Raw genomic sequence first — 21,678 nt, forward strand, 5'->3', positions numbered from 1 at the left:
AATTTGTTAGATATGGCTGAAAATACCAATTCAGAATATTTTTATACAACAAAAGGCGAAGAGAAAAGCGGACTTTCGATAATTTTCCGCGAGCACAAAGGGCAGGCGAAAAAGATCTTCCTGCTCTCGGTCAGCCACCTGAAAAAGACGTACAGCGGCTCGCTGCTCGGCCCGCTTTGGGCGGTTATAAAGCCGACTTTCACGCTCTTCATACTGTGGTTCGCTTTCGCGGTGGGTCTGCGTCATTCCAATATAGTGGCTGGTTACCCAAGATTTTACTTCATGCTGGTCGGCTATGTGCCGTGGTTCTACATCAGCGAGGCGATACTCGGCGGCGCGCGCTCAATACGCAAAAACAAGCAGTATGTCACGAAACTCAGCTTCCCGATGTCGAACATAATGACTTTCACAAACCTTTCGGCGCTGTATATCCATATTTTGCTGGCTGTGCTGATGTTCATCGTGCTCTGCGTGAGAGGTTACGCGCCGATGATCTACAATCTGCAATTTTTTTACTACTGCCCGCTGATGTTCCTTTTCTTCCTGATACTTACATGGACAACTGCGCCGATGTCGGCATTCAGCAAGGATTTTGAGAACCTTATCAGCTCGATAATGACGGGACTTTTCTGGCTGTCCGGAATTTTTTGGAGCACATACGACATTGAGAACCCTTTCATCAAAAAGCTGATGTATCTCAATCCTATCAATTATTTCATAAACGGATATAGGAAGTCATTTTTGTATGGAATATCCATATTTGATGCAAATTACACGACAGAAACGGTGGTATTTTATGCCGAGATGCTGCTGTTGATACTGATGGGCAGCCACTATTACAAGAAGCTGCGCCGCTTGATACCCGACGTGCTGTAAAGGAGTTGACATATTGCAAATGGAAATCGAGGAAAATGTTGTAATAGAGGAAGCTCCCGAGGTCGAAACTCCGAGAGTTATCGACCGCAGCGGCGAGCCTGTTATAGAATTTGAAAACGTTGTAAAAAATTACTATCTCTACAAGAGCGGCAGAGAGCGTTTTAAGGCAATGTTCACGGGTAATAGGGGAGTGCGCCAGCACCCCGCGCTCGGCGGCGTTTCGTTCAAGATCTACGCGGGCGAATCTGTCGGCTTCATCGGCAGGAACGGCGCAGGAAAATCTACTATTTTGAAGATGATAACGGGCGTAAGCTACCCCACCAGCGGCGATGTTACCGTGCGCGGAAAGGTCGCGGCGCTGCTCGAGCTGACGGCGGGCTTTTCGCCCGAGATGACGGGCAGGGAGAACATCACGATGAAAGGCTACCTGCTGGGGCTGACCGATGACGACATCGCCGAGATAGAGGACGACATCATTAATTTTGCCGACCTCGGCGAGTACATCGACCAGCCGGTGCTGACCTACTCGAGCGGCATGAAAATGCGCTTGGGCTTCGCAATAAACATCAATATCCACCCCGACATTCTTGTGGTAGACGAGGCGCTGAGCGTTGGCGACTCCAGATTTAGAAAAAAATGCCGCAAGGCTATCAAGGCGCTGATCGACACGGGCGTTACCGTGCTTTTCGTTTCACATTCGGCGGATGCGCTTAAATCGACCTGCGACCGCGCTATTTATCTGAAAGACGGCGGCGTGGAATTTGACGGCACGGTGGACGACGCGCTGGAGCGTTACAACGCCGACATCGAGGAGATACGCCGCGTGCGCCGTGAGAAAAAGGAAGCGCGCCGCCAGCGTGTACTGGAAAAGCGCGCAAAAAAACAGGCGAAGCTTGCCGCTCAGCAGGCGGAGCAGTCGGGCGAGGTGACTGAAAATGACGTTTGAAAAGCTTGAGATACTGCGTTCGGAGATGACGGACGAGGACATCGTGCGCGCCGATGAACTGACCGCGCTGCTCGAGATCGCCGCCGAAAAGCACCCGCACAAACGTCTGCCGCGCTCGTTTAGATTTATCGGGGCGGGGTTGGGCTGTATAGAGGTGCTCTGCATCGCGGGCGTTTACCGCATTTTCCGAAACGACGGCAGCGAACCGATGGAAATTCTGCAATGCAAAGATATGCACGAATCATTCGTGAAACTTGCGCAGCTCATGTATGCGGGCATCGCCGAGCCGAACAGCGCCGAGGACTTTTTCGCCGAAGCGCAGAGCGCATTTTTGGAGGAGTAATTTGCAAAAATTGCGCCGCAGCTATTGATTTTTTGTGAAAATTAGTGTATAATGATATAGTACATGATTTCAAATTGAAAGGATGGTCAAAAAATGCTTAATAGCGAAAAGAAAATGGACAAAATTGTCGCGCTTTGTAAAAATCGCGGTTTTGTTTACCCGGGAAGCGAAATTTACGGCGGACTTGCCAATACATGGGATTACGGTCCTTACGGCGTTGAGCTGAAAAACAACATCAAGAAAGCTTGGTGGAAAAAGTTTGTTCAGGAAACTCCTTACAACGTAGGACTTGACTCGGCTATACTGATGAACCCCGAAACTTGGGTGGCTTCGGGACACCTCGGCGGATTTTCTGACCCGCTGATGGACTGCAAGGCTTGCAAGACCCGTCACCGCGCCGATAACCTCATCGAGGATTTCGACGGCACAAACCCCGCAGGCTGGACTAACGAGCAGATGATGGACTACATACGCGAAAAGGGAATCACCTGCCCCGAGTGCGGCAAGAGCGATTTTACCGATATTCGCCAGTTCAACCTGATGTTTAAAACTTTCCAGGGCGTTACCGAGGACTCTAAGGCTGAGCTTTATCTGCGTCCCGAAACCGCGCAGGGTATATTTGTAAACTTTGCCAGCATTCAGAGAACATCGCGGAAGAAAGTACCTTTCGGCGTTGGTCAGATAGGCAAATCTTTCAGAAACGAGATCACCCCCGGCAACTTCATTTTCCGCGTTCGTGAGTTTGAGCAGATGGAGCTTGAATTCTTCTGCAAGCCCGGTACCGACCTCGAGTGGTTCCAGTACTGGAGAAGCTACTGCAAAAACTTCCTGCTCAGCCTAGGCATCAAGGAAGAGAACCTGCGCCTGCGCGACCATGATGCCGAGGAGCTTTGCTTCTATTCCAAGGCGACGACTGACTTCGAGTACCTCTTCCCCTTCGGCTGGGGCGAGCTTTGGGGCATAGCGGACAGAACCGACTACGACCTTACTCAGCACCAGAACCACAGCGGCAAGAGCCTTGAATATTTCGACCCCGATGACAACACCAAGTACATTCCTTACGTTATCGAGCCTTCGCTCGGCGTAGAAAGACTTTTCCTCTCCATCGTTACCGAAGCTTACGATGAAGAGCTTATCGACGCGGAGAAGAACGACGTTCGCACCGTAATGCACATTCACCCCGCGCTCGCGCCTGTAAAGGCTTGCATTCTGCCGCTGGTGAAGAAGCTGAAAGAGCCTGCTGGCGAGCTTTACGCGCAGCTTGCTAAGAAATTCGTGGTAGAATATGACGAAGCAGGAGCGATCGGTAAGCGTTACCGCCGTCAGGACGAGATCGGTACTCCGTTCTGCATCACCTATGATTTCGACACTCTGGAGGACGGCTGCGTTACCGTTCGCGACAGAGATACCATGCAGCAGGAAAGAGTTGCCATCGCTGATCTTGAGAAGTACCTCGAAGAAAAGCTGGCATTCTGATAAATTTGCTAAATATCAATTATTCCCGAGAGGTCAAGCACCTTTCGGGGATTTTTTTGCAAAAAAAGAGCAGCCGTAAAAGCTGCTCAGTATTTTTTATGAATTTGAACTTTTCAGCACGATGCCGACTGTTTTGAGGATTATCGCCGCGTCAGTTATCAGCGAGCGGTCCATTATGTACTTCCTGTCGTAGTAGTCCGACATTTCAGCCGAAAGCGCGTTTTTGCCGTTGATCTGCCAGTAGCAGGAAAGTCCCGGCTTCACAAGCAGACGGTCGCTCGTCATGCGCTCCTGCTCGTCGGGCACGAAAGGCCGCGGGCCGATTATCGACATATCGCCCTTGAGGATATTCACAAGCTGCGGCAACTCGTCTATCGAACTCTTGCGTATGAAATTGCCGACTTTTCCAAGTATGCGGGGGTCGTTGCGTATTTTGAAAACCGCGCCGTTGCATTCGTTGCTCTCGATAAGCTCTGCCTTGTGCGCCTCAGCGTCTTTATACATTGACCTAAGCTTGTATATTTTGAAAAACTTGCCGTTTTTGCCGACTCTGTCCTGCTCGAAAAACGGGTTTCCGGGGTCTTTTATAAATATCGCCGCGATGCAGACGAGCAGTACGGGCGAAAGCACGATAAGCGCGAAAGCCGAAAGCAGAATGTCGAAAATGCGCTTGAAAAAGCTGTACACGGGTTTTTCACGGTATTTGAAATCAAGGTGCGGGGGAAGCTCTATCTGCTTGGCTCGCGTTTCGGTCACAAGCATTTCGCCCTCACTTTCAAACGTTAATGCTGCTGTATCATTCACATTTTCCAGCCCCTTTCCTAAAATCTGGGCGTATACGTCTATTTCATTTCACCTATTTTACACTTTTATATTACCATTATAACACAAATTTCGCAGTCTGTCAACGCAGTTTCATTACATTGTGGAATTTTTATTAAGAGAACCTAAATACAAAGAAAATTGGCTTTGTATATTAAGCATAATATACAAAACCAATTGTTAAACCAATTTACATTTGCATTATGGCAGACATTACACAAACGCCGTCAGCGCCTGCATTTAGCGCCATTTCGGCGTTGTCCGCGTTTATCCCGCCTATGGCGTAAACGGGCACGTTCGCCCTTTCGCACATATCGCGCAGAAAATCCAATCCGCGCGGCGGCAGCCCCTTTTTGCAATTTGTAACGAAAATATGCCCCGCCGTGACGTACTTCGCGCCGAGCCGCTCCGCCTGCGCCAACTGCTCCGCGCTATGTACCGAGCTGCCTACTGTTTCAAACTCGGCGCAAAGTTCCGCTGTCAGCATCGGCAGCGGCATATGCAGGCGGTCTATCCCCAGCTCGCGCGCAGCGTTCGGAAAATTATGTATCGTCAGTTCCATGCCGCACCGCTCGCATGATCTCAGCACACGCTCCGCCAGCCGCAGATAATCCTCTTCGGCGAGGTCTTTTTCGCGCAGTATCAGCCTGCTGATGCCGTTCTCTGCGATGCGGTACACCTGTTCTTCCAGCGGGCGGGGGCAGATATGCCGCTGGCTGACGGCGATGACCTTATTCAGGAATGTAAACATAGTCGTTCAGCACCGGCTGCAAACCCTTCGCACGGATAGCAGCGCAAACTTCATCGAGCGAGCGGTCGTCGCTTATCTCAAACTGGTTGTCGCCCTTCGACTCCTCCTCGGTGTGGCTGCCGATGCCGGTGCTTACGCCTGCAGAGATCTTTGTCGCGCACATTCCTACCACGTTGTCGCGGAAGCCTGCGCGCTCGCGTGTAGAAATGGTCAGTCCCGCAAACGGCATGAAAATTCTGTAAGCGCACATTACCTGCAAAAGCTGCCGCTCGTGAACGTCCTTCGGGTTGATCTTGTCGTTGTTGATGATGGGGCGCAGGCGCGGGCATGAAAACGAGATCTCGGCGTGCGGGTACTTGCGCTGAAGCAGGTAGGCGTGCGTGCCGACAGCGTATGCGTCCTTGCGGAAATCGTCCAGACCCAGCAGCGCCGCGAACGCTACTCCGCGCATTCCGCCGCGTATCGCGCGTTCCTGAGCGTTCAGGCGGTAGGGGAATATGCGCTTGTGGCCCGCGAGGTGCAGCGTTTCGTACTTATCGCTGTTATAAGTTTCCTGAAATACCGTTACATAGTCAGCGCCGCACTTGTGCAGATAGGCGTACTCGTCAGTATTCATCGGGTAGACCTCTATGCCGACATTCTTGAAATACTCGTGCGCTATCTCGCACGCTTTACCGATGTACTCAACGTCGCTCATCTTGCGGCTTTCGCCAGTCAGAATAAGTATCTCCTCCATGCCGGTCTTTGCAATTGCTTCCATTTCGCGGCGTATGCCGTCGTAGTCGAGCTTGGCGCGGCGTATCTTGTTGTGGCAGTTGAAACCGCAGTAAATGCAGTAGTTTTCGCAGTAGTTCGCGATGTAGAGCGGTGTGAAAAGGCAAACGCTGCTGCCGAAATGCTTGCCCGTTTCAATAGTCGCGCGGCGCGCCATCTGCTCTAGGAATGGCTCGGCGGCGGGGGAGAGCAGCGCTCCGAAATCCTCGGTGCTGAGGTACTCTGCCTCCAGCGCGCGCTTTACGTCGTCCGCCGTGTATTTGTTGTAATCGTAAGCCTTCATGCGGCTGACTACCTGCTCGCCGATGTCTGAATCTTCCAATATCTCCATATCGGGCAGGTATTTCATGTGGTCAATTCTCTGCTGTTCCATTTCACTCGCCCCCTTTAGTCCTGAATGAATCCTGTCAGCGGCGAGGAAGCCGAAGCGCGGTCGAGAACTCTGCCCGTGCCCGCGAGGTAAGCCGTTCTGCCCGCGATGATAGCGTGCTTGAAAGCCTTCGCCATGTCAACGATGTTGCCCGCCGTTGCGATAGCCGTGTTCGCCATTACCGCCGCTGCGCCCATCTCCATAGCTTCGCACGCCTGCGAGGGCTTGCCTATTCCCGCGTCAACGATTATCGGCAGGTCTATCTCCTCGATGAGTATGCGTATGAACTGCTTTGTCGCAAGACCTTGATTTGAGCCGATAGGCGCTGCAAGGGGCATTATGGCAGCCGCGCCCGCATTCACCATGTCGCGCGCCGCGTAGAGGTCGGGATACATATACGGCAGCGGGATAAAGCCCTCGTTAGCCAGCATTTCGCAGGCTTTCGCGGTCTCGTAGTTGTCGGGCAGCAGATATTTTGAGTCGTGGATAACTTCTATCTTTATAAACTCGCCGCAGCCCGCCGCTCTCGCCAAGCGCGCTATCTTTACCGCTTCCTCGGCGTTGCGCGCGCCCGAAGTATTCGGCAGCAGCGTAATGCCCTGCGGGATGTGGTCGAGAATATTGCCGTTAAAGCTGTTTACGCGGCGCAGCGCCAGCGTGATTATCTCAGCACCCGCGTGCTCGACTGCCGCGTTTATGAGGTCGAGGTCGAATTTTCCCGAGCCTAAAATGAAGCGGGAGCTGAACTCTCTGCCTGCCAGTACAAATTTATCTTCCATGATATTACACACCTTTCAAAATTATCTCGATTATCTTGCTTGCCTGATGCCCCGCGCATATCGTCACGCGCGCCGCCGTCAGCCCGTCGCCGTCCGCAACGTCGGTAACGCCGTCGCCGCAGATGAAAAAGCGGTCGGTTATCCTGCGGGTGGTTATCTCGTTCGCTCTGCCGCGCCCCGCCATGCCGCTGCCGCAGACCAAATATTTCTGCGGGTACTTCTCCAGTACCGCGTTTACCAGCATAGCTTTCTGCTCGGCGACATCGAAAGCTTCGCAAATTATGTCGCAATCGCCGAAAAGCTCGCCGATGTTGTCCGCCGTCACCCTAATATCGTGCGCCTCAAAGTCGCAGAAAGGGTTTATCTCGGCGATTATCTGCGCCATAGCCTCCGCTTTTTTCATGCCGATGTGCCGCAGCGTGTACATCTGGCGGTTTATGTTTGAAAGCTCTACTGCGTCGAAGTCGGCGGCTGCTATCCTGCCTACGCCCGCGCGCGCCAGCGCCGCCGCTATGTTTGAGCCAAGCCCGCCCAGCCCCGCGATGCCTACCCGCGCCCGCTTCATAATGTCGTAAACAGGCACGCTGCTGCGCGAGTCGAGTGCTTCGGCAAATTCGCGCTCGCTGAGATCAAGCTGCGCCATCAGCCGCCCCCCACGAAGCCGACTATCTCTACCGTGTCGCCGTCAGTCAGCACGCGCTCGGCGTACTCGCTTTTCGGCAGTATCTCGCCGTTTACCATTACCGCCACGCGCTCTGGCAGCAGCCCCTCGCTTTTCAGATGCTCGGTAAGCGGCAGATTATCCGTATCAAAACTCTCGCCGTTTATAACTATCATGAGATTCACCTCTGTGTAAATATTTACCACAAACAAAAAAGACCGTGCCGGGAGTCTGTACCGATGGTGGTACACCCCTGAGCACGGTCTATCGTGATTATTTTTATTATACCATATCCCGCGGCGCTTGTCAATTGCTAAAATATGAACACTCGCTGCGGTACAAAAAAAAGCGGCTCATAGCGAACCGCTTTTTGTTATATCGAATTTATCAGCCGAGAACTACTACTACTTCGTTCTGCTCCTTCATCTTGTCAGCGCTGATGAAGTTGCCCTCGAGCTTTTCGCCGTTGATGGTGATGCTCTTTACACCGCTCTCAACGTGGTCGGGGTTCTGAATGTCGATGGAAAGGTGCTTGCCGCGGAAGTTCTTTTCGATCTGGAAGCCGTCCCACTCGTGAGGAATGGAGGGGCTGATGACAAGTCCGTCAGCGTTCGGGCGCATACCGCAGATACCCTCTACGCAGCCTACCATTACGGTAGAGCCTGTACCTGTCAGCCAGTGAACGTGCGAACGTCCTGCGAAAGGCGAGCGGGTAGACTCGGTAAACTGACCGTGAACGTACGGCTCGAGCACGCGTATCTCAGCCTTGTCATTCAGGGTAGCGGGCGAGGATTCGAGGAAGTACTCGAAAGCTCTGTCGCCGTGACCCAGCAGAGATTCTGCCAGTATAGCCCAGCCCTGAGTCTGCGAGAAGATACCGCCGTTTTCCTTAGTGTCGGGGTTGAAGATGTGCATGAGCGCACCGTCGAAATAGTGGTCAACGTAAGGAGGCTCGAGAAGCTTTACGCCGTAAGGAGTGTTAAGTATTCTGTGTACGCTCTCCATTGCGGTGTCAGCCTGCTCTTTGCTTGCAAAGCCCGAGATCACCGACCAAGACTGCGGGTTGAGCCACATATTAGCCTCGGGGTCTTTCTTAGCGCCTACTACAACGCCGTCCTCGCGGATACCGCGGATAAATCTGTCCTCGTCCCAGCAAGCAGTAAGGCTCTCGCCCAGCTCAGCCTGTACCTTTTCTATGTATGCAACATATTCGCTGTCGTTTCTCTCAGCAGCCATGTCCTTGATAACGCTCATAGCGTAGTAGAGCTGGAATGCTACGAAGGTGGATTCACCCTTCTTGCCCATTCTCAGGCAGTCATTCCAGTCTGCGTGCAGACCTGCGGGCATCTTGTGGTCGCCAAGACGCTCCATAGAGAAGCGGATAGCGTTCTTCAGATGGTCGTAAACAGTGTCCTCGCCGCCGTTTGCGTATACGATAACTTCGTCGAGGAACGCCTTGTTGCCGGTCTCACCGATGTACTTAACGATGGTCGGGAAGAGCCAAAGCGCGTCGTCAGCTCTGTAAGAGGGGTGACCCGTTTCCTTAGCGTATACCGAGTTTTCGTCGTTCTCATCGGGGCAGGTCTCGTGGCCCGCGTTGTGGTCGAACTTAACGAGGGGCAGACCGCCGCCGTTGTCAACCTGCGCAGAGATCATGAAGCGGATCTTCTCAGCAGCCAGCTCAGGATTGATGTGGATGATACCCTGAATATCCTGAACGGTATCGCGGTAGCCGTAGCCGTTTCTCAGACCGCAGTAGATGAAGGAAGCAGCTCTCGACCAAATAAAGGTAATGAAGCACTGGTATGCGTTCCATACGCTTACCATGTTGTTGAATTCTTCAGAAGGTGTGGTTACCTGGAAGTTGTTCAGCTGACCGTGCCAGTAGTCTACCAGCTCCTTGATCTCAGCGTCGCACTTGCCGGGCTCTTCATATGCAGCGAGTATAGCGTCAGCCTCAGTGGGGTTCTTCTGACCGAGAACATAGATGATCTCAGCGGTCTCGCCGGGGTCGAGCATTATTTCGGACTGAAGTGCGCCGCAGGCGTTGCCGTTGTAGTTGCACTTATTGTCGCAGAATCCGCGCTCTACCGCAATGGGGTCGCCGTAGGTTCTGTAAGGTCCGATAAAGCTGTCGAGGTTGCCGTTGTAAGCGGAAACGCGCGCGCCCGCTACGCCGAAGAATCTCTCTCTCCAGTTAGAGCCGTTAGCGTCCTTGCCGCTGTTTTCGTTGATGTGCTGTACTATCTTGTTGCCCTCGAAAGATGTTCTGGTGATGAAGAGGGTGTACTGTAAGTTTACCTGATCCTGCTCGTAGTTGTTTTCGTTGGTGAACTCGATGAAGCCGAAGAGCGAGAGGTTTCTTACTTTGTCAGAAGTATTGGTGACCTTAGTTCTCCAAACCTCGTAGGTCTTGTTAAGGGGAACGTAGTAGGTAACTTCCGAGTGGATGTCGGCGTAATCAGCCTCGAGGCGGGTGTAAGCGGTGCCGTGGTGGCATACCGACTTGTATTCGTCGAGGGGCTTGCCAACGGGCTGCCAGGAAGCAGACCAGTAGTCGTAGGTATCGTTATCACGAATGTAAACATATCTGCCGGGGAGGGAGATATTGGTGTTGAAACGGTATCTCGCGATTCTTCCGTTAGCGCCGCTCTTTACAAAGCTGTAACCGCCTGCGTTGTTGGAAATAATAGCACCGTATTCGGGAGAGCCGAGGTAATTAGCCCAAGGCGCCGGGGTATCCGGGCGGGTAATCACGTACTCTTTGTTTTTCAGGTCAAAATAACCGTACTTCATAGAAATAAATACTCCTTTAAAATAATATTCGCAAGGATATTTTATCCGCGTCCGTTACACCGCGGTAAGTTTTGCAGTACGCATAAAAAAGCGCAGTTCTGCCTTTAAGGCAATACCGCACAAAGCCGCTAGGCGGTAGTTGTGCGGTGTTGCCTTAATAATGATAACATAAAATCACCCGCTTTTCAAGGGGGTACGCGATATTTTTTCTATAAATTTATTATCTTATGAGAAATTTTGCAGATACACAGCGAAAATCATTTTGCCATCTACTGTAATATATGTCTGCATATGGCGCAATTTGTGATAAAATAGGTCTATTTTCCGCCTTTTTGCGCTTTGTATCTTGAAAATACTTGATTATTTTTTCAAAATGTGCTATACTTAATTTCAAGACATTTTTGGCAGCATATTTGAAAGGTTAGGTCGGATAAATGAAAAATAAAGAACAGTTCAAAAGACTGCTTACGTTTCTGGCTTCTTTTATAATAATCGGCGCATTCGCCTACGCGTTTTCTAAAATGTGGTACACGCAGTATAACCGCGAAATGCGCGACCCCTATTGGTTTAACGGCAATATACTCATGGTGATACTATATATAATAGTATACGTCATCAGCGCCAACTGTTTCAGCGCTTTTCGCCTTGGCTATTTCAAGACGGGCAGCCTTATCGGCTCGCAAGTGCTGGGTATACTAATGACCAACGCCATCACATTTTTAGAGATAAGCCTTATCGGCAGAGGCAGGCTCTCGGTAGTGCCTATGCTTTGGCTTACCCTCGGCGAACTTATCGGCGCGGCTGTTTGGTGCATACTGTTTACCAAAATTTTTTCCAGCATATACCCGCCGCGCAAAATGCTCATAATCTATGGCAATTCCAGCGCCAGCGCGCTAGTGAAAAAAATGAGCACACGCGTAGATAAGTACATCATAAACGATTCGGTAAGCTGCGACGATGACATCGACATTATAAAAGAGAAAATTCTCGCGCACGACGCTGTGATAATCTGCGATATTCCCAGCATAATGAAAAACCAGCTCGTGAAATTCACGTTCGCAAATAATATCCGCACATATATCAACCCGAAGCTTTCTGACATCATAATCCGCTCGGCTGACGAGTGCAATCTTTTCGATACCCCGCTGCTGCTTTGCCGCAACGAGGGCACGCCTTTCGAGCAGCAGATAATAAAGCGCGCGGCGGATATACTTTTCTCGCTGATAGCGCTGGTGATAGCTTCGCCATTCATGCTGATAACGGCGGCGGCTATAAAGATTTACGATGGCGGCCCGGTTCTCTATTCGCAGGAGCGCCTTACGCTGAACGGCAAGAAATTCAAGGTGCATAAGTTCCGCAGCATGATAGTAAACGCCGAAAAGCACGGCGCGCAGCTTGCGGGCAAAAACGACGACCGTATAACGCCGATAGGAAAGCTTATCCGCAAGATACGTTTCGACGAGCTGCCGCAGCTTATAAATATTTTAAAGGGCGATATGTCATTCGTAGGCCCGCGCCCCGAGCGACCTGAGCTTGCGGCGGAGTACGAAAAGGATATGCCCGAGTTCCACTACCGCCTGAAAGTAAAGGCGGGTCTTACAGGATACGCGCAGGTAATGGGCAAGTACAACACCACGCCGTATGACAAGCTCAAGCTCGACCTCATGTACATAGAGCGTCAGTCGCTTGCGCTTGATATAAAGCTGATACTTATGACGATAAAAATATGCTTCGTGCCCGACGCCACCGAGGGCGTGGACGGCGAGATGGTAACTACCAAGCGCGAAGAGCACAGCGGCCACACTTCGGAAGAGCTGGAAAAGCTCAACCGCTGACTTGCTGAATTATACAAAAATAATAAAAGCGCATGGCTTTCAGATTTGAAGTCATGCGCTTGATTTTTTTGTTTTATTTTTAGCCTTCTGACAAGAACCAGATATTATTATACTCGTCAAAACCAATATTGAAGTTGATAATATGAGCACTTTCCAGTGAGTTGTGAAGTTCTCTAATTTCATATCGATTCCGGAGTGCACAATCTATTATGTGTTGTGATGTGTACCTACATTCTTTTACAAAGTTGTAAGCACCTTGCTCGCCACCTTCACGATAAGCTTCTTTTAAAAGCACATCAAGTCCGTCATATTGATCGTGCGCGTCCATATGGGCGTTTTCTTCTACGTCCGTCAGATCACGCCGTATGATCATCTCCAGCGGGTGCGGATAGGAAATATCCCATGTGCTGCCGTAGCCATCGCTCAAGTGCAGATTTTTTTGCCCGTTGAATTTCATGGCGTAGTCAAGAATATCATTTCTGATCAGTTCCTGTTCTTCGCTGGTCGGCCTTTTGCCTTCACACATTGACTTATATGCAAGCATTGTTTTCGACCATGTGACAGCGCTTTTGGTCGATTGTGATCTTGTGTTACCGGAAGCATACTGTCTGGTCAGGTCTAAATCTCTGGCATACGCTTTGATCTTGAACGAATACTCTGTGTCAGGCTGCAGGTTTTTGATTTCGAATGAAGATACGTTCATATCTTTGATGTCCGTGATTTTCGTGTACTTGCTGTCTTTTTTCTGATACAGTGTATATCCGCTGCATTTCACAGGGTTCCAGTTGAGCGTGATCGATGTTTTTGTCACAGAGCTTTTGCTGAATTTTGCGGCAGACGGTTTGGTCGTTGTGTTCTTCGCAGTGCTTGCACTGCCCCATACAGCTTTGCCGTTTACGCGTTTGTAGGCTTTGATCTTATACTTGTACTTCGTAGCAGGGGATAACCCGCTGTCTCTGTACTCTGTTGTACTTGATCTGCCTATCGTTTTGATCGTCTTCCATTTCTTTGTTGACGAATCATAGCGATATACGCGGTAACCCGAAACGCCTTTTATTTTCGCCCATTTTAAGCGAACTGCGCCGGTCGAAGCGCTGTAAGCGTTTTCCACCTGCGGGGCAGCAGGCTTTGATACTGCCGCCGAAGCGGGCAGAGCGCTCGCGCTCGCAAGCATTATCACCGAGGCGGAAAGCGCGGCTAAAAGCTTTTTCATATCATATTACTCCCTTGTCAGATTTTTTATTCTTTTCCGTTCCAGCAGTAAGTGCAAAGACAGCAGGGGTCTATGCCGATGGATTCCAGCATATCGTCCAGACGGTGGTATCTCAGCGAAGTGAATTTAAGCTGTTTTCTTATCTCCTCTATCATCTCGCAGTAGTTCTTGCTCTCGGGGTCGGCGTAGTCCTGAAGCACCTCTTCGCTTACGTTGTCGCCCTCGCGCTCGGCTATGACTCTGCGCGTTATCAAATCCATCTCGGAATTTGAGCGCGAGAAATTCAGATATTTGCAGCCGTATAGCAGCGGCGGACAGGCAGGGCGGATATGTACTTCGCGCGCGCCGCTGTTAAAGAGATACTCTGTAGTTTCGCGAAGCTGAGTTCCGCGTACTATAGAGTCGTCGATGAGCAGCAGGCTTTTGTCTTTTATAAGGCTCTCTACCGGCAGCAGCTTCATCTTAGCTATGCGGTTTCTCATCGACTGGTTCGGCGGCATAAAGGAGCGCGGCCAGGTGGGGGTGTATTTGATGAAAGGTCTTGCAAAAGGTATCTTTGAGTAATTTGAGTAGCCAACGGCGTGCGCTATTCCCGAGTCGGGTACGCCTGCAACTAAGTCGGGCTGTGCGTCGTCACGCTGCGCCAGCAGCCTGCCGCAGTTGTAGCGCATCTCCTCTACTCCTACGCCCTCGTATGACGAAGCGGGGTAGCCGTAGTATACCCAGAGGAACGAGCATATCTTCATCTTTTTCTGCGGAGCGCTCAGCGTTTCAACACCTTCGGGCGTTATCAGCGCTATCTCGGCAGGCCCAAGCTCGCGGTAGTGCGAGTAGCCGAGGTTCAGGTACGAAAAGCTCTCGAAAGCCGCGCAGTAGCCGTCCTCGCGCTTGCCGATGGAGATAGGCGTTCTGCCCAGTCTGTCGCGGGCGGCGTATATGCCATCTTTCGTCAGCAGCAGCATTGTCATAGAGCCGTCTATAAGCTCCTGCGCGTACTTTATGCCCTCCAGCAGGCTGTCTTTTTGATTGATTATCGCCGCTACCAGCTCGGTCGCGTTGACCTCGCCGCCGCTCATCTCAAAGAAATGCAGGTGGCTGTTTGAGAATACTTTTTCCAGTATCTCTTCCTCGTTATTTATCTTTCCTACGGTGGTTATGCCGTATGTGCCCAGTTTCGAGCGTATCAGCAGCGGCTGCGCCTCGTAGTCTGATATACAGCCTATTCCCATGCTGCCGACCATTGTGTTTACGTCGTCGGCGAACTTGGTGCGGAAAGGCGAGTTTTGAATGTTGTGAATAGAGCGCTGAAAGCCCTTTTCGCCATCGTATATTACCATGCCCGCGCGGCGCGTGCCGAGATGTGAATGATAATCAGTACCGTAGAAAACATCGAATACGCAGTTTTCTTTGGTAACTGCCCCGAAAAATCCACCCATAAATCCATTGACCTCCTGAAAAATTGTCAGATCTTGTATGCGGCGCGTTTGAGCCGCCATACTTTAATTATATAATAAACGCCTGCTTATTGCAATAGCCGTTAGTTTATTTTAATGATTTGTTTATACTTCGGCAAATATTTATTTCGTTCGCAGCACCCCTACCACCTCGGTGATAAGCTCCGCCGTGGTTTTTTTGGCGCTCAGGTCTATCGAAAAGCCGGGTTTATCGCCCTGTATGAATTTCAGCCGCGAGCCGTATTTGTCGTAAAGCCGCGGAGCGCACTCGGGCGAAAGGCTCTTCATGTAGAATATCGCCTTTTCGCCGCGCTGAGTTATCTCGCGTATGCCCAGCGCCGCCGCCGAATTTCTCACCAGCGCGATGTTTACCAGACCCATCACGGGTTTTGGCGGGTCGCCGTAGCGGTCGATAAATTCGTCCACCACGTCGCGCGAATCCTCCTCCGTCTGTATCGAGGCTATCTTGCGGTATGCGTCGATGCGCAGGGAAGAGCTTTCGATATACGTTTCGGGAATGTAGGCGTCCGCCATGATGTCGATAAGGCAGTCCTCGGGCGAGGGCGGGGGAGTTTCGCCCTTTTGCTCGGCGATGGCCTCGTTCAGCATTTGCAGGTACAGGTCGTAGCCGACTGCCTCCATGTGGCCGTGCTGCCTGCCGCTGAGGATAGACCCCGCGCCGCGTATCTCAAGGTCGCGCATGGCGATATGGAAGCCCGAGCCGAATTTGGTGAATTCCTTTATAGCCTCCAGCCGCTTTGAAGCCGTTTCCGAAAGCACCTTGCCGCGGCGGAATGTGAAGTATGCGTATGCGCGCCTGCTGGATCTGCCGACGCGTCCTCTGAGCTGATAAAGCTGCGAAAGCCCCAGTCTGTCGGCGTCCTCGATTATGAGCGTGTTCACGTTTGAAACGTCTACGCCCGTTTCGATAAGCGTTGTGCAGACCAGCACGTCTATCTCGCCCTCTATAAGCTGCCGCCATATCTCGCTGAGCTCTTGCTCGGTTATCTTGCCGTGCGCCACGCCTATGCGCGCTTCGGGTACGAGTTTCGCCAGCTTCTGCGCGCAGGTGTATATCGTGTCTATTCGGTTGTGGATATAGTATACCTGCCCGCCGCGTCGCAGCTCTTTGCTTATAGCCTGCGCGATAACGCCCTCGTTGTGCTCTATGACGTAGGTCTGTATAGGCCGTCTGTCCTGCGGGGCTTCCTCTATTACCGACATATCGCGTATTCCAGAAAGCGCCATGTTCAGCGTGCGGGGGATTGGCGTAGCCGAAAGGGTGAGCACGTCTACGCCTTTAAAGAGGTCTTTCAGCCGCTCTTTCGCCGCCACGCCGAAGCGCTGTTCTTCGTCTACGATAACAAGCCCGAGGTCTTTGAAGTCAACGTCTTTCTGCACAAGCCTGTGCGTGCCGATAACTATGTCAGCCGTGCCGCGCTTCAGCTCGCGTATAGCCGCCTGCTGCTGCGCCGCCGTTCTGAATCGCGAGAGCAGCTCTATTTTCACGGGAAAATGCTCAAAGCGCTTTATAGCCGTCTGATAATGCTGCCATGCGAGCACAGTGGTCGGCACGAGTATAGCCACCTGCTTTGAATCCAGCACGCATTTGAATGCCGCGCGCAGGGCTACCTCCGTTTTGCCAAAGCCTACGTCGCCGCAGAGCAGCCTGTCCATCGGCGAGGGCTTCATCATGTCCTCTTTTATCTCGCTTATGCAGCGCAATTGGTCGTCAGTTTCCTGATAGTCGAAGCGCTCTTCAAAGTCGTTCTGCCAGTCGTTATCGGGCGAGAATGCAAAGCCTTTTGCCTGCTGTCGCTCGGCGTAAAGCTTGGTCAGTTCCTCTGCCATATCCCTTACGGCGCGGCGGACGCGTGTGCGCGTTTTCTGCCATTCTGCCGAGCCGAGCTTATGCAGCTTTATATTTGAATCGTCCGAGCCGCCGACGTAGCGCGATACGAGGTCTAGCTGCGTAACGGGCACATACAGCACGTCAGTACCCGCGTATTTTATCGTGATGTAATCCTTTTTTACTCCGTTTGTTTCCAAACTGCGTATGCCTACGAATTTGCCTATGCCGTGCATTGCGTGTACTACGGGGTCCCCGGGCTTTAGGTCTGAAAGGGTGCGTATCTCCTCGCCCTTTTTGTGCTTCGGCTTCTTTCGCTTCGCCGTCATCGCTTTCATCTGCGTTATCAGCGCGCAGCAGGCTTCGGGGTAGTCGAATCCGCCCGAGAGCGAGCCTGTGTGGACGTATATCTTGCCCGCCGCCAGCGGCGCTTCCTGCTCGCCGCCATCTATCAGCTCTTCCGCGTCAAATCCGTCGGAGCGCAGGTCGCTGACTATTATCGGCAGTGTTTTTTCAGAGCCTGCCAGCAGCACTACCGTGTATCCGCCGTCTATATATTCACGCAGCTCTTCGCCGAGCGCCACCATTCCGCCGCCCCAGCCCGAGGTCTGGCGGCAGTCGGTATTTATCAGCTTTTTAAAGCGCACGCCCTCGTTCTGCCGCATGAATGTGTCGAGAAAAACGCATGGCAGGGCGGTCGCGCGCGCCGCTATCTCAGCGCCCTCGAGGTAAAAACCGTCCAGCTTTTTAAACATTACTCCCGACTCGTAAAGCAGTTTCAAGTCCTCCGAAAGCTGCGAGATGAAAGAGCGCATATTCTCGTTCACCGCCGAGTATTCCGATACCGCGCATATGCCCTCGCCAAAATAATCGAAAACGTAAGCGGGCTTTTCGTATGCCAGCTTGTAATATTTATCCAGATTTGAAAGGCTCAGACCCGCTTCGGCGTACTCGCGGTCGGTGTATATCAGCGCGCGAATTTTGTCGGTAAGCTTTCCGCGCACGCCTGCCGCCAGCTTATCCAGCCGCTCGCAAAGCTCTTCGCGCGAGCTGAATATCACCTCTAGCGCCGGGAATATCTCCGCTTCGTCCAGCGGCTCGGTGCGGCGCTGACTTTCGGTGTCGAAGCGCGCGATGCTGTCTACCTCGTCGCCCCAAAGCTCTATTCTTACGGGCGCTTGCTCGGAAACGGGGAAAATATCCACTACCGAGCCGCGCACGGAAAACTGCGCCGCACCCTCTACCAGTTCGCACCGTGTGTAGCCGCCCGCCGTCAGCCGCGCCGAAAGCTCTTCTAGCGAGATCTCGTCACCCATAGATATTCTGAATGAATATTTTTCCAGAATGTCGGGCGGTACGGTAGCCTGCGCCGCTGCCGCCGCCGATGCGCAAAGCACACGCCTTTTTCCGCGCGCGATGAGCGAGAGCGCCTCTATGCGCTTGTGCTCGTAGTCGTGCGAAACGCCCTCCATAGCGGCAAAAACGTACTCTTTTTCGGGAAAAAGGCAAGCCGCCGCGCCGCCTGCAAATGTGTTTATATCCTGCACGGCGCGGGTAGCCGCGGCTTCGTCGGCGCATATTAGCAACAGGGGAGCGTGCTGAGAAAGGCAATACGCCGTGTGCGCCTTGTGCACGCCCGAAACGCCCGTTACCGATATGGGATAATACCCGCCGAGCAGCGTCTTTTCCAGATCTTGATAAAAAGGCTCGGCTTGTAGTATGCGTTTGAAAATATCGTTCATATGCTGCACCTTATTTGTTGTACTTGTTCATAGCTTCGTCAGTTTTGCCGCTAACTATCAGCTCGGCGGCGGAGCATACGTCGTCCATGCGGCTCATGAAAAGCTTGCTCTGCTCTTCGTTGAATTTGCCGAGTACCCAGTCCGCAAGGTCGTAATCGGGGCGGGGCTTTTTGCCTACACCTATTTTTATGCGCGGAAAATCCTCGCCGCCGCAGAGGGCTATTATGCTCTTTATGCCGTTGTGCCCGCCCGCCGAGCCGCGTCTGCGTATGCGCAAATGCCCCGGCTCCAGCGAAATGTCATCGTAGATGACGAGCACGTTTTCAAGCGGTATTTTGTAAAAAGCGCGCGCCTGCTCTATCGCCTCGCCGCTGTTGTTCATGAAAGTTTCGGGCTTCATGATAAGGCAGCTTTTGCCGCCTATCTGCGCTGTGGTCACGAGCGCTTTGTACTTGTGGTTCTGCACGGCGAAACCGTACTTTTCCTCCATCGCCGCTATCGCCATAAAGCCCGCGTTGTGGCGGGTGCGCTCGTACTGTATGCCGGGGTTGCCCAGCCCCGCTATGATAAATTCGGGCTTCTGCGAGCCGCCTTTTTCAGCAGATATTTTGTCAAATACGTCCCATATGCTCATTCTTTTCCATATCCTTTCCGTTCGTACAATTTCATCAGTTTCGTATATTTTTCGGCAGTATGCGCATATTTTGCATAACGCCGAAACGGACGAATACCGCGGTGGGGCAGTGTTCGTCCTGTAAATTTCAGCTTGTGTGATGTATTTTTACCTGCAAAGCCTTGCGATGGCGTTTGCATACATATTCAGATTTATTTTCAGCGTTTCTATCGAGATGTGCTCGTCAGCGCCGTGCATATTGTTGTTTTCCCATGGAAATTCCGCGCCGAAAGCCACGCCGCCCTCAGTGTTGTGCACATAGGTTATGCCGCCCTCGGCTATCGGCTCGCCTTTTTCGCCCTTTACGTCGGCGTATACCGCAAGAAGCGTCTGCACCAGCGGGGTGTCGGCGGAAACGTAGTGCGGCTCCATGCCCGAACACTCGTCTATCTCAAAGCCGTTCTCTTTCAGCACATTCGTGATAATGCCGCTGACTTCGGCGTAATTTCTGTCGATGGGGTAGCGTATGTCGATGCCGCCGCAAAGCCTGCCGCCGCGCGTGTTGAGCATAGTCAGCGCGCAGGTCATGCTGCCCGTAAGCTCGTCGGAAAAGCCCATCTTGCATGAAGCGCCGTCGTATTCGCCGACGGGAAAGAGCTTCGCCAGCGCTTTCAGCAGCGTGTTTTCGTCCTTGTAGTCCGCCAAGAATCTTACAGCCGCGTTGTCGCCGTTTTCGGGACGCGAGCCGTGCGCCGATTTGCCGCAGTAAAGCTTCTCAGCCCCGCCCGCGGTAACTCTGCACTTGTCGGGTATCGCGTTTATAACGCTTCCGCAGGCAATCTCGCTTATCTCATCGTTGGCGAAAGGCGCGGAAAACGTAAGGTGCACCATGCCCTTTTCGCAGTTGAGCACTGGGAATGAGCCGTCGGGCGTGAAGACCATCGGCGGGAAAGCCTCCAGCTTTTCGTAATGCTCAATGTCTTCGCAGCCGCCCTCTTCGTTGCCGCCGAATATCACGCGGAAGCCTTTGCTCAGCGGCACGTTCAGTTCCTGCAAAGCCTTTATCGCCCAAAGCACCGCCACCGAAGGGCCTTTGTCGTCGATAGCGCCCCTGCCGTATATCACGCCGTCCTTCACGGTCGCGGCGTGCGGCTCAAAGCTCCAGCCCTCTCCCGCGGGAACTACGTCTAAGTGGCTGAGTATGCCCAGCACGGGGTCATCGCCGTATGTCATAGAAACGGCGTAGTTATCGAAATTTTTCACTTTCAGCCCCAGCTTTTCGCCCTGCGCCGCGCCCCATGCGAGCGCCGCCGCCGAACCCTCGCCGAAAGGCTTGCCCTCGGCGGGCTGAGAGTATGCTGAATCTATCGACATGATCTCGTTCATGTCGGCTATCACGTCGCCGATGTGCTCGTCGAAATACGCCGCGAGCTTTTCGGCGAGGTCTTTATTGCTTAGAGTCATTGCTGCTGTGCCTCCTTAAAATGCACATTGATACCATCTCAGGATTATTTATCCTAAGTTTGCCGAGTCCCGCGGAAACTTCCATTACAGATTTTCCAGAGTCGGTCTCGCAGAGGTAAAGCCCCTTGGTGTATTTCGGGAAAAATTTGCGTTCGGGCGAAAGCAGACCTATACCGCCCGGCAGACGTATCATACCGCCGTGGCAGTGGCCGGACATGGTGAAATCAGCGCCCCAGTTTGCGTACTCTGCGAAAGGCATAGGCGTGTGCGCCAGCAGTACGTTGAAATTGGCGGGGTCAGGCTCGCCGAGCAGCTCGCGAAGCATATCCTGCGTTACTGGGGTGAGGTCTTTGTAGCCGCCCTCCGCATTTTTGTAGCAGCTCTCGTCAAGCTCTAGGCCGTAAAGCTCTATAAAGCTTTCGCCGCTGTAAATGCGCACTTTTTCGTTGCGCAGTATGGTTATGCCCTCTTCGCTGAGGCGGCTGTTCATTAGGCGAGCTTTGTCGGGCACGTCCGCCTCGTGGTTGCCCCATACATAGTAGAGCGGGGCGAGCTGGTTGAGCTTTTTCATCATCGGCACTTTGCGCTTTATGGTGAATATGTTCTCGCTGCGGCTGAAAAGGTCGCCCGTGAAAACTATAATGTCGGGATTGAACTCCTCGCAGGCCTCTACCAGATATTCGCCGTCGTTTCCGTAGCTTTTTGAGTGCAGGTCGGAAAGATGCAGTATGCGAAAGCCCTCGAAAGCTTCGGGTATTTTAGAATTTACTATCTCGTAGTGATAAAATCTCAGTTCGTTCTTGCGCTTTATGAGATACGCGCCCAGCGCGCCCGCGATAACGGCAGCGCCTGCGCCCTTGGATTTTACAGACATGGTCGAAGATCATTCCTTTCAGATATGTGTTGTTTTATTT

The 21,678-nt window shown here is 52.3% G+C and carries 18 protein-coding genes; 5 read left to right on the forward strand and 13 right to left on the reverse strand.

The features are described from left to right. Positions 1–12: 12 nt before the first annotated feature. The 4 genes from LI114_RS05140 (at position 13) to LI114_RS05155 (ending at position 3,641) form a co-directional block, all read left to right on the forward strand. Positions 13–876, forward strand: a complete 864-nt coding sequence (locus LI114_RS05140; protein ID WP_227219742.1) for an ABC transporter permease — start codon at positions 13–15, stop codon at positions 874–876. A 19-nt stretch (positions 877–895) separates the two neighbouring features. Then, positions 896–1,822, forward strand: coding sequence for an ABC transporter ATP-binding protein (locus LI114_RS05145; protein WP_022127275.1), 927 nt, complete (start codon positions 896–898; stop codon positions 1,820–1,822). After that, on the forward strand, positions 1,812–2,165 hold the full coding sequence (locus LI114_RS05150; RefSeq protein ID WP_227219743.1) for a hypothetical protein: 354 nt from the start codon (positions 1,812–1,814) through the stop codon (positions 2,163–2,165). The genes LI114_RS05145 and LI114_RS05150 overlap by 11 nt, the downstream gene beginning before the upstream one ends. A gap of 93 nt (positions 2,166–2,258) precedes the next feature. Next, positions 2,259–3,641, forward strand: coding sequence for a glycine--tRNA ligase (locus tag LI114_RS05155; RefSeq protein WP_022127273.1), 1,383 nt, complete (start codon positions 2,259–2,261; stop codon positions 3,639–3,641). Between the two features lie 96 nt (positions 3,642–3,737). Here the strand turns inward: LI114_RS05155 and LI114_RS05160 are convergent, their stop codons facing one another. The 7 genes from LI114_RS05160 to LI114_RS05190 form a co-directional block, all read right to left on the reverse strand. Continuing rightward, a complete protein-coding gene (locus LI114_RS05160) occupies positions 3,738–4,445 on the reverse strand; it encodes a sugar transferase (RefSeq protein ID WP_227219744.1) in 708 nt (235 codons plus the stop codon). Between the two features lie 208 nt (positions 4,446–4,653). Then, positions 4,654–5,214 carry a thiamine phosphate synthase gene (locus tag LI114_RS05165; RefSeq protein ID WP_227219745.1) on the reverse strand — a complete coding sequence of 187 codons (561 nt, stop codon included), beginning with the start codon at positions 5,212–5,214 and terminating at the stop codon, positions 4,654–4,656. Beyond that, a complete protein-coding gene (gene thiH / locus LI114_RS05170) occupies positions 5,195–6,361 on the reverse strand; it encodes a 2-iminoacetate synthase ThiH (RefSeq protein WP_227219746.1) in 1,167 nt (388 codons plus the stop codon). Before thiH ends, LI114_RS05165 begins: the two co-directional genes overlap by 20 nt. 14 nt (positions 6,362–6,375) lie before the next feature. Further along, positions 6,376–7,137, reverse strand: coding sequence for a thiazole synthase (locus LI114_RS05175; protein ID WP_227219747.1), 762 nt, complete (start codon positions 7,135–7,137; stop codon positions 6,376–6,378). 4 nt (positions 7,138–7,141) lie between these two features. Beyond that, positions 7,142–7,780, reverse strand: a complete 639-nt coding sequence (gene thiF / locus LI114_RS05180; RefSeq protein ID WP_227219748.1) for a sulfur carrier protein ThiS adenylyltransferase ThiF — start codon at positions 7,778–7,780, stop codon at positions 7,142–7,144. Continuing rightward, entirely contained in the window at positions 7,780–7,974 is a 195-nt protein-coding gene (gene thiS / locus LI114_RS05185) for a sulfur carrier protein ThiS (RefSeq protein WP_227219749.1), read from the reverse strand. The genes thiF and thiS overlap by 1 nt, the downstream gene beginning before the upstream one ends. A 211-nt stretch (positions 7,975–8,185) precedes the next feature. Then, positions 8,186–10,594, reverse strand: coding sequence for a GH36-type glycosyl hydrolase domain-containing protein (locus LI114_RS05190; RefSeq protein WP_227219750.1), 2,409 nt, complete (start codon positions 10,592–10,594; stop codon positions 8,186–8,188). Positions 10,595–11,028: 434 nt separating this feature from the next. Between LI114_RS05190 and LI114_RS05195 the strand changes: the two genes are divergently transcribed. Then, on the forward strand, positions 11,029–12,429 hold the full coding sequence (locus LI114_RS05195) for a sugar transferase (RefSeq protein ID WP_227219751.1): 1,401 nt from the start codon (positions 11,029–11,031) through the stop codon (positions 12,427–12,429). A gap of 79 nt (positions 12,430–12,508) precedes the next feature. On the opposite strand, the gene LI114_RS05200 is transcribed toward LI114_RS05195, so the two are convergent. The 6 genes from LI114_RS05200 to LI114_RS05225 all read right to left on the reverse strand — a co-directional run bounded on the left by LI114_RS05200 (position 12,509) and on the right by LI114_RS05225 (position 21,638). Next, positions 12,509–13,642 carry a fibronectin type III domain-containing protein gene (locus tag LI114_RS05200; RefSeq protein ID WP_227219752.1) on the reverse strand — a complete coding sequence of 378 codons (1,134 nt, stop codon included), beginning with the start codon at positions 13,640–13,642 and terminating at the stop codon, positions 12,509–12,511. 26 nt (positions 13,643–13,668) lie between these two features. Then, a complete protein-coding gene (locus LI114_RS05205) occupies positions 13,669–15,078 on the reverse strand; it encodes an amidophosphoribosyltransferase (RefSeq protein ID WP_022127264.1) in 1,410 nt (469 codons plus the stop codon). A 141-nt stretch (positions 15,079–15,219) separates the two neighbouring features. Beyond that, on the reverse strand, positions 15,220–18,687 hold the full coding sequence (gene mfd, locus LI114_RS05210) for a transcription-repair coupling factor (RefSeq protein WP_227219753.1): 3,468 nt from the start codon (positions 18,685–18,687) through the stop codon (positions 15,220–15,222). A gap of 10 nt (positions 18,688–18,697) precedes the next feature. After that, positions 18,698–19,321 (reverse strand): aminoacyl-tRNA hydrolase, encoded by a 624-nt coding sequence (gene pth / locus LI114_RS05215; RefSeq protein WP_227219754.1) that lies wholly within the window; start codon positions 19,319–19,321, stop codon positions 18,698–18,700. Between the two features lie 147 nt (positions 19,322–19,468). After that, the gene (locus LI114_RS05220) at positions 19,469–20,764 is read right to left on the reverse strand and encodes a M20/M25/M40 family metallo-hydrolase (RefSeq protein ID WP_227219755.1); all 1,296 of its coding nucleotides are present in this window, start codon (positions 20,762–20,764) and stop codon (positions 19,469–19,471) included. Further along, a complete protein-coding gene (locus LI114_RS05225; protein WP_227219756.1) occupies positions 20,748–21,638 on the reverse strand; it encodes a metallophosphoesterase in 891 nt (296 codons plus the stop codon). The genes LI114_RS05220 and LI114_RS05225 overlap by 17 nt, the downstream gene beginning before the upstream one ends. Positions 21,639–21,678 lie beyond the last annotated feature (40 nt).

Source organism: Ruminococcus sp. 210702-SL.1.03, assembly GCF_020559915.1.
Classification (GTDB): domain Bacteria; phylum Bacillota; class Clostridia; order Oscillospirales; family Ruminococcaceae; genus YE71.